8 protein-coding genes are annotated in these 7636 nt (G+C 45.9%); 3 read left to right on the top strand and 5 right to left on the bottom strand.

All coding sequences use genetic code 11. The features are described 5' to 3' along the window. The first annotated feature begins 222 nt into the window (after positions 1–222). On the top strand, positions 223–1875 hold the full coding sequence (locus tag EII41_RS06535) for an AMP-binding protein (protein WP_124789927.1): 1653 nt from the start codon (positions 223–225) through the stop codon (positions 1873–1875). 158 nt (positions 1876–2033) lie between these two features. Here EII41_RS06535 and EII41_RS06530 read toward each other — a convergent pair whose 3' ends face one another. Continuing rightward, positions 2034–2750, bottom strand: a complete 717-nt coding sequence (locus EII41_RS06530) for a DUF6261 family protein (RefSeq protein ID WP_124750696.1) — start codon at positions 2748–2750, stop codon at positions 2034–2036. Positions 2751–2806: 56 nt separating this feature from the next. On the opposite strand from EII41_RS06530, the gene EII41_RS06525 reads away from it, so the two are divergent. Beyond that, positions 2807–3289, top strand: a complete 483-nt coding sequence (locus EII41_RS06525; RefSeq protein ID WP_124789926.1) for a hypothetical protein — start codon at positions 2807–2809, stop codon at positions 3287–3289. A 66-nt stretch (positions 3290–3355) separates the two neighbouring features. Here EII41_RS06525 and EII41_RS06520 read toward each other — a convergent pair whose 3' ends face one another. The 4 genes from EII41_RS06520 to EII41_RS06505 form a co-directional block, all read right to left on the bottom strand. After that, on the bottom strand, positions 3356–4042 hold the full coding sequence (locus tag EII41_RS06520; RefSeq protein WP_124789925.1) for a nitroreductase family protein: 687 nt from the start codon (positions 4040–4042) through the stop codon (positions 3356–3358). A 33-nt stretch (positions 4043–4075) separates the two neighbouring features. Then, positions 4076–4843, bottom strand: a complete 768-nt coding sequence (locus EII41_RS06515) for a hypothetical protein (protein ID WP_124789924.1) — start codon at positions 4841–4843, stop codon at positions 4076–4078. A gap of 108 nt (positions 4844–4951) precedes the next feature. Beyond that, positions 4952–5962: a M20/M25/M40 family metallo-hydrolase gene (locus EII41_RS06510; protein ID WP_124789923.1), complete on the bottom strand. Its 1011-nt coding sequence runs from the start codon at positions 5960–5962 to the stop codon at positions 4952–4954. Positions 5963–5968: 6 nt separating this feature from the next. Next, the gene (locus EII41_RS06505) at positions 5969–6331 is read right to left on the bottom strand and encodes a YbaN family protein (protein ID WP_124789922.1); all 363 of its coding nucleotides are present in this window, start codon (positions 6329–6331) and stop codon (positions 5969–5971) included. Between the two features lie 124 nt (positions 6332–6455). On the opposite strand from EII41_RS06505, the gene EII41_RS06500 reads away from it, so the two are divergent. Beyond that, positions 6456–7538, top strand: a complete 1083-nt coding sequence (locus EII41_RS06500; protein ID WP_124789921.1) for a threonine aldolase family protein — start codon at positions 6456–6458, stop codon at positions 7536–7538. Positions 7539–7636 lie beyond the last annotated feature (98 nt).

The raw sequence follows: 7636 nt of genomic DNA, 5'->3' as shown, positions 1-7636 counted from the left end.
TAAAAATAAAGAGATATTGCAAAACAATGTAGAACAGCATATGGAATTGCTTACAAACATTCCCGAAAGAGTGAAGAAGTACTTTAAACATAAGTCTATCGAATATGCGGCATAGGACAATAATAACAAATTACGATATTTATACGTAACATCTACACAAAACATCGATTTATGCTACCTTTGTATGGCTAAATAAAGCAGAATAAATAAAAGAACACAGACATGAAAAATCGTTTTTTAGGACTTATCGAAGACAGTCTCAAGGCTCATTGGGAATTGCCCGCATTGACCGATTATCAAGGCGAAACGTTTTACTACAAAGACATTGCCGCCGAGATTTATCAACTGCATATTTTGCTGGAACAAGCCGGCATCCGCAAGGGCGACAGGGTAGCGCTCATCGGACGTAACTCGTCGCGGTGGGTGATCAGCTTTTTCGGCATCCTTTCGTACGGCGCGGTGGCGACTCCTATTTTGCACGACTTCAAGCCCGAAAACGTTCATCATATTGTCAATCATTCGGAGGCCAAGGTTTTGCTCGCCGCCAAACAAAACTGGGAAGTACTTAACGAGCATGCTATCGCGGGGGTCGAGCTGATTTTGTCGCTCGAAGACTGGTCGGTGATTCGCAGTAAACGACCGGAAGTGATGAAGGTGCGCGAACAGATTAAGGAGATTTTCAGCAGGCAACATCCTGCGTTTTCGGCCGATGAGGTACGCTTTCATGTGGAAGAACCCGAAGAATTGGCGGTACTCAATTATACATCGGGAACGACAGGTTTCTCTAAGGGTGTCATGCTGCCTTACCGCAGTTTGTGGAGCAACACGAAGTACGCGGCAGACCATCTGCCTTTCGTGCGTTCGGGCGACCATTTCGTGTGCATGCTTCCCATGGCGCACATGTACGGACTGGCTTTTGAAATCCTGAACGGCATCAATAAAGGCTGCCATATTCATTTCCTGCCGCGCATTCCCAGCCCGAAAATCATTATCGACAGTTTCTCGGCGGTTAAGCCGCGGTTGATTATCGCCGTGCCGCTGATTATCGAAAAGATTGTGCGAAATAAAATCTTTCCGGTTTTGGAACAGCCTAAAATGAAATTTCTTTGTAAGCTGCCGATCGTAAAACAGATGATCCGTCGAAAAATTTTAGCTCAACTGAATGCCGCTTTCGGAGGCGAATTTACCGAGGTAGTGATCGGAGGTGCGGCTATCAATAAGGAAGTAGAAGCTTTTCTTCGCCTCATCGGGTTCCGGTACACGGTCGGCTACGGTATGACGGAGTGCGGTCCGCTGATTTCGTACGAACAATGGGATACGTATAAGGAAGGTTCGGTCGGGCGGATTGTTGACCGGATGGAAGTGAAAATCGATTCGCCCGATCCTGAAAACGTCGCGGGTGAGATCATGGTGCGCGGAACAAACGTGATGCTCGGCTATTATAAAAACCCGGCCGCCACGTCCGAAGTGATGGCTGCCGACGGATGGATGCTTACGGGCGACCTCGGCACGATGGATAAAGAGGGTTTTCTCTTTATCCGCGGACGAAGCAAGACGATGATCCTCAGTTCGAACGGGCAGAATATTTACCCCGAAGAGATTGAAAGTGTTTTAAATAACCTGCCTTATGTGGGTGAGTCGCTTATTGTAAGTTACGGCGACAAATTAGCCGCGTTGATTTATCCCGACAATGAGTTGGTGACGAAGAACGGGCTGACGGACGAAGACCTCGACACGGTGATGAAGGAGAATTTGACGACGCTCAACGAGCGCATTCCAAAATACTGCAAAATAGAGGAGTTCCGGCTGCATACCGAAGCCTTCGAGAAGACGCCTAAACAAAGCATCAAGCGTTATCTCTATCAGGAGAGATAATTGTGGAACGGATTCGCGACTTTCCGGCTTGGATTGCTTAGCGGTTGTCGCCGCCTGATAAACGGAATCTCCCTCCGATGCCTGTATACGGACAGACACGGAGGGAAATTTGTTTTTAACTCGTCAGCAACTCGCCATTGCCGCACGTTCGCATGTCGTTATTTCGACTCTTCTTTGCCTTTACGCATCGAATTACGTTGTTTAACCATCTGCTGAGCGTTGGATACCGCCTGATTAATACGTCCGGCGAGCCGCACGTACGGACCTTCGCCATCTACAACCGCAAGACTGTTAATGTTCTTACAAAGTATGCGGAATTGCTCATCGAGATGTTTGCGTGTATCGGACAGCAGCCCGACTACGTATTCGGCTTCTTTCTCCGTCTGTTTGGCATGCAGCTCGATAAAACGGTCGTTAGCTTCTTTCAGTTTCTTGGTCCAACTTTTCAGATTGAGAACCGTCAGATCCGCTTCGTCAAGATCTTGCAATAAATTGGTAATAGCCGCGCTTTCCGCACCCTGACGCATGCGGCTTATTTTACTCCCGCCGTAGTGCTCGATCATATTCCAGATGCGTGTGGCAGCTTCGCGAAGGTCGTCTTCCGGAGCGTTCAAATAACCTTTCGTTATACGATAGAAGCCAATAAACGCTTTATCGCGCTCGGCGTCTACTTCATGTTTGTTGACGATCAGGCCTGTTTTTCTGGCCTGTTTAAACGCGTCGTCGTACTCGTCGAATGCTTTAGTGAAACCACCGGCCGGGTTAACGAGTTTCATGGCAATCAAATCTTCCTCGTTCAAAAATGAGCGCACAAGCGTCATGGTATGAAAAAAATCGTCGTGAGGAACACGTGTCAAATAAGTGCTTTCAATCATAATATTTAATTTTTAAGATGATTTGTCTCTTTCATTTCTCTTACGCGTACAAAGATATGTTTTATTTTTTAATCCGCAAAATAAAAAGAAAAAAAGTTGATTTTTTTTTCTTTTCGGATAAATTGATTTTAGAAAATAATAAGAGAGGCGTCATTACACCAATAAAATCTCTCATTTTATTAGCACAATACAGGATTACGAAAATGAAATACTATATTGCGTTAGCACAATATAGTATTACAAAAGTGAAATACCATAGTGTGCAAGCACAATGCAGGATTACAAAAGTGAAATGCCATATTGTGCAAGCACAATGGAGGATTACAAAAGTGAAATGCTATATTGTGCGAGCACAATGGAGGATTACAAAAGTGAAATGCTATATTGTGCAAGCACAATGGAGGATTACAAAAGTGAAATGCTATATTGTGCAAGCACAATGGAGGATTACAAAAATGAAATGCCATATTATGCGAGCACAATACACTATTACAAAAATGAAAGATATAAATGAGGAGAAATATTTTGCTTTGATATAAAATAAAAGCTACCATCGACTCGTCGGGGTAGTCAATGGTAGCTGTGTTAGGATGCTGCGTGGAGCTTTATTCTACGTAGCGCGCTTTGGAAGCATCGCGCAGTCTGGCTTCGGGCGACTCGTCGGGATAGCCGATCGCAATGGCGTAATAAAGTTCATAGCCTTCGGAAAAGTCGAGACGCTTCATGTAGTCGGCGGCAACGTCGCTTTTCATGAAACGTATCGGACTGCCGAGACAACAGGTGCCTAAACCCATGGCATGGGCTGCCAACATGATGTTTTCGCTTAACAAGCCGCAGTCGAATTTTCCTTCGCCGTCTTTTCCGGCCACAAAAATAACGGCGGGAGCATTGCGGAACATGTTTTTAAACTCGGCGTCTTGTATCATCTTTATCATGCGCTCGTCGTCCTTAACCGATTCGACAAAGAGCTTCGTAATGCCGTCGATAAACTCGGCATTATCTACTACACGTACTTCCCAGGGTTGTCCGTTCATGGCGCTGGGCGCGTTGATGCCGCAACGCAGGATGATGTCCATCTTTTCGCGCGGTACGGAATCCGTTTTATACTTGCGGATGCTTCGACGCTCCATGATGGTGCGGATCACCGGATGGTCCGTATCTTTATCGACCGCGATAGAGTCCGTCGCGGTCGTCGTTTGATCCGTCGCGCCTGTGCTGTTACTGTTTTGGCATCCTGTAAAGAGGAGGGCTGCCGCGAAAAGGCAGCTTGCGTAATGTTTGAACGTCTTCATATCAATATATATTAATGGTGATACAATACAGGATTAATAATCTCCGTCTTCAGGGGCTTTTTCCTCACGAACTCTGTTGCCGTCCATGTCGAAATAAACGTACATTCCGTAGCGTCCGCCGCCGTCATAATCATAAGCATACGTAGCCATAACGATTAAGGGACGCCCGTTTTCCTCAATCGTCTTTACATATCCGCTGTAAACGTCGAGAAAAACGACTTTTCCTGTAGTCAGATCGTAGATATAGGAATAAATATTTCGGGCATCGGGACATCCGTTGATTAAGATTTTCGAATCCGATAAAAGTATGATTTCTTCGACGGCTTCGATTCCTTCCTCTACGTACTTGTCTTCCTTTTTGATTTTTAGTTTGGTTCCCTGTTTGCCAAAAGGCGAAGTTTGAAACAGTGGAGTCAGAGAACCATCGGGTAGGTCTTTCACGTATAACGTATATTGACCGATAAAATCGTCATCGCCGGGAGGCGCGTCCAAACGGAGATAAAACGCTTTTCCGTTTCCTTCGGCCAGAAGTTTCATCTCTTCTCCGGCAGGTGTTTGAGCGTGAGCGAACGGTTCGGACATGATGTTAGCTTCTTCATCGAATGAAGTGACGGAGGGCATCTGCTGAAAAGAAGATAACAGCAGAAAAACGATGACTGCCGATAAGGTAAAACCTGTGTTCCGAAATATCGGGTTTGTTTTTCTTATGGATACACTTTTTGCGTGTTCGGCATTTTTCTCTTTCTTTTCCGGATTGAAAACGGAATAGACAGACTTAACGGATTTACTGAATTGTTTCATGATGATTACTTACATTGGTTGTTATTGTGCAAAGATAACAAAAAATATAAATTACATCATGTAACAGACGGCATAAATAAACGAAAGGATTTCATGGTACGTATTGCGTCAAAAATCCGCTTCGTTCGCGAGATTCCAGAGATTGAGAAAGGCCGCTTTCGTAATATCGACGGTTTTTTCCCAATTGATTTTATCCGTATGGTCTGACGGTTGGTGGTAGTCGGGATGTCCGTCGGTATGATACCAAATCACAGGGATATCATGCTTTGCGAACGATGAATTATCGCTTCCTCCGAGTGGTTTATCCCATGCGCGATAGTCGGGTTTGAGTTTTAATCCGTAAGTCGCAATGTCGTTTTTCAGCCAGTCGCCGAAAACAGGGTGAGCGGCAGTATAGAAATATACGACATGCTCCGGCTCAGCTTCGTTCGTATTACGCCCGATCATGTCGAAGTTTAAATAACCTTTTACCTTCTCCAGATCGGCAAAGGTTTGGGTAAAATAAGCTGATCCGAGCAATCCTTTTTCCTCGCCGTCCCATAGCGCGAAAATGACGGTTCGTTGCGGTTGCACGCCGGTAGCCAAAAAAGCGCGCGCGATCTGTAAAAGCGCCGCAACGCCCGACGCGTTATCGTCTGCCCCGTTATATATCTGATCGCCGTCCAAATGCGGATCGTAACCCAGATGATCGTAATGTGCGCCGATGATTACGATTTCGTCGGGACGCTTCCCTTCAATCCGGGCAAGCACATTGCGCATGGTAAGTTTCTGATGTACTCCTTTGCGAAGCATCGCGACAGAGTCGGGATGCACCTGAAAACGTTTTTTCTGCTGACGCTCGGCGCGATAAACCTCGAAGGGCTGATAATACGAGTCGAACAGCGGTTTTAGTCCCAATGTTTGAAGATAAGAGGCCAGATACACACCGGCAACACGTCCCTCCTGACTTCCGGCTTCGCGCCCGCGAAGGGCGTCGTCCGCCAGAAAACCGATATGTGCCTCGGCCGTCTCGCGATTGATTGTCTTTAAACCTTTTTCCCGGGGGCTGTCTTGTGCTTGTGCTATATGGCACAGACATAACGCCACTCCCACAATGCCGAACTTTAAAAAATGTGTCATGATAAATTAATGTTTTAGTGTTTTGTACGAAAGAATATGAACGGTAACGCCTGCCGTAATGGCTATCAGCAGAATTCGTAACCATACGGGAATTCCCAGCAACAGCACACAATGACCGATCGTCAGCCACATAACTGTAATCGATATAATCTTAGCGCGTAGCGGAATGGCGTGTTCTTCGCGGATATTACGGATATAACTTCCGAAATACTTATGATGAAGTAACCAGTTGTAAAGACGTGGTGAGCCTCTGAAATAGGCCGCAGCAGAAAGTAAAAGAAAAGGCGTGGTCGGTAACAGCGGAATAAATATTCCGATGACTCCCAATGCCAGACTGACGCTCCCCAATACAATCCAGAAAACTCTCATTGCTTACCTGCTTGCCGATTTTGACAGCGCCGCAAAGATAATGTTTTTTTATGAGTGGATAGAAAAAAAACATACGACTTACAAGATAATCATTACCTTTGTACCACAAATAAATGGAATATCAATGATACGGTTTGAATGTGATTATGCCGAAGGTGCGCACCCTAAAATTCTGGATCGCCTCGTGCAGACAAACTTTGAACAGACAAAAGGATATGGCGACGACAGACATTGCGAGCATGCACGGCAAATCATTCGTCGTCTCTGCGATGATCATCGGGCGGATGTTCATTTTCTTGTGGGGGGCACACAGACGAATACTACGGTTATAGTCTCTGTTTTGCGTCCGCATCAGGGAGTTATCTCGGCCGATTCGGGGCATATCAACGTGCACGAGACAGGCGCCATTGAAGCTACCGGACATAAAGTGTTGGCTTTGCCGGCTCACGACGGTAAACTGTCGGCCGCACAAGTGGAAGAAGCCGTTCTCGCTCATTGGAACGATGCCAATCGCGAACACACGGTACAGCCCGGAATGGTATATATCTCACAACCTACCGAATGCGGTACATTATATTATAAAGAAGAATTACAGCGCCTGAGCGAGGTATGTCGTCGTTACGGAATACCTCTTTTTATCGACGGAGCACGTCTTGGATATGCTCTCGAAGCCGAAACAAACGACCTCACGCTACCAGATATAGCCCGACTGTGCGATGTGTTTTATATCGGTGGAACGAAAGTAGGCGCGCTCTTCGGTGAAGCGGTCGTCATTCTTGCCGATACACTTAAGCAAGATTTCCGTTATCTGATGAAGCGACAGGGCGCAATGCTTGCCAAAGGAAGAGTACTGGGCATTCAGTTCGAAACCTTATTCGAAAACGGGCTGTATTTCGAGATTTCGCGTCATGCCGTTCGTATGGCCATGAAAATACGCGACGCTTTCGAAGCAAAAGGAATTTCGTTCCTGTATCCTTCGCCCACCAATCAACAGTTTCCTATTTTGAACGATACACAAATCGCCACGTTGTCGGAGAAATACGCGTTTGAATATTGGACAAAAGTCGATATGCACCATATCGCTGTACGTTTCTGCACAAGCTGGGCAACACGCGAAGAAGATGTGGACGCATTGATAGAGGATTTGAAGAATCTTGATCCTTCTATCGGTTGTAACGGGAATATGAATATGGTTTTGTGCCATTGACCGGAAAAAAACGATTAAGGGTTCGACCCTTAACTGTTTTTGACCGAAGATTCCGAACAAAGCATTCCCCATTGAGTAAGAAAGGGAAACGGAGTTTG

It is taken from the genome of Tannerella forsythia, from assembly GCF_003860135.1.
In the GTDB taxonomy this organism is placed as follows: domain Bacteria; phylum Bacteroidota; class Bacteroidia; order Bacteroidales; family Tannerellaceae; genus Tannerella; species Tannerella forsythia_A.
The sequence above is the reverse complement of the archived record's forward strand: the minus strand, read 5'-3'. Positions and strand labels throughout refer to the sequence as shown.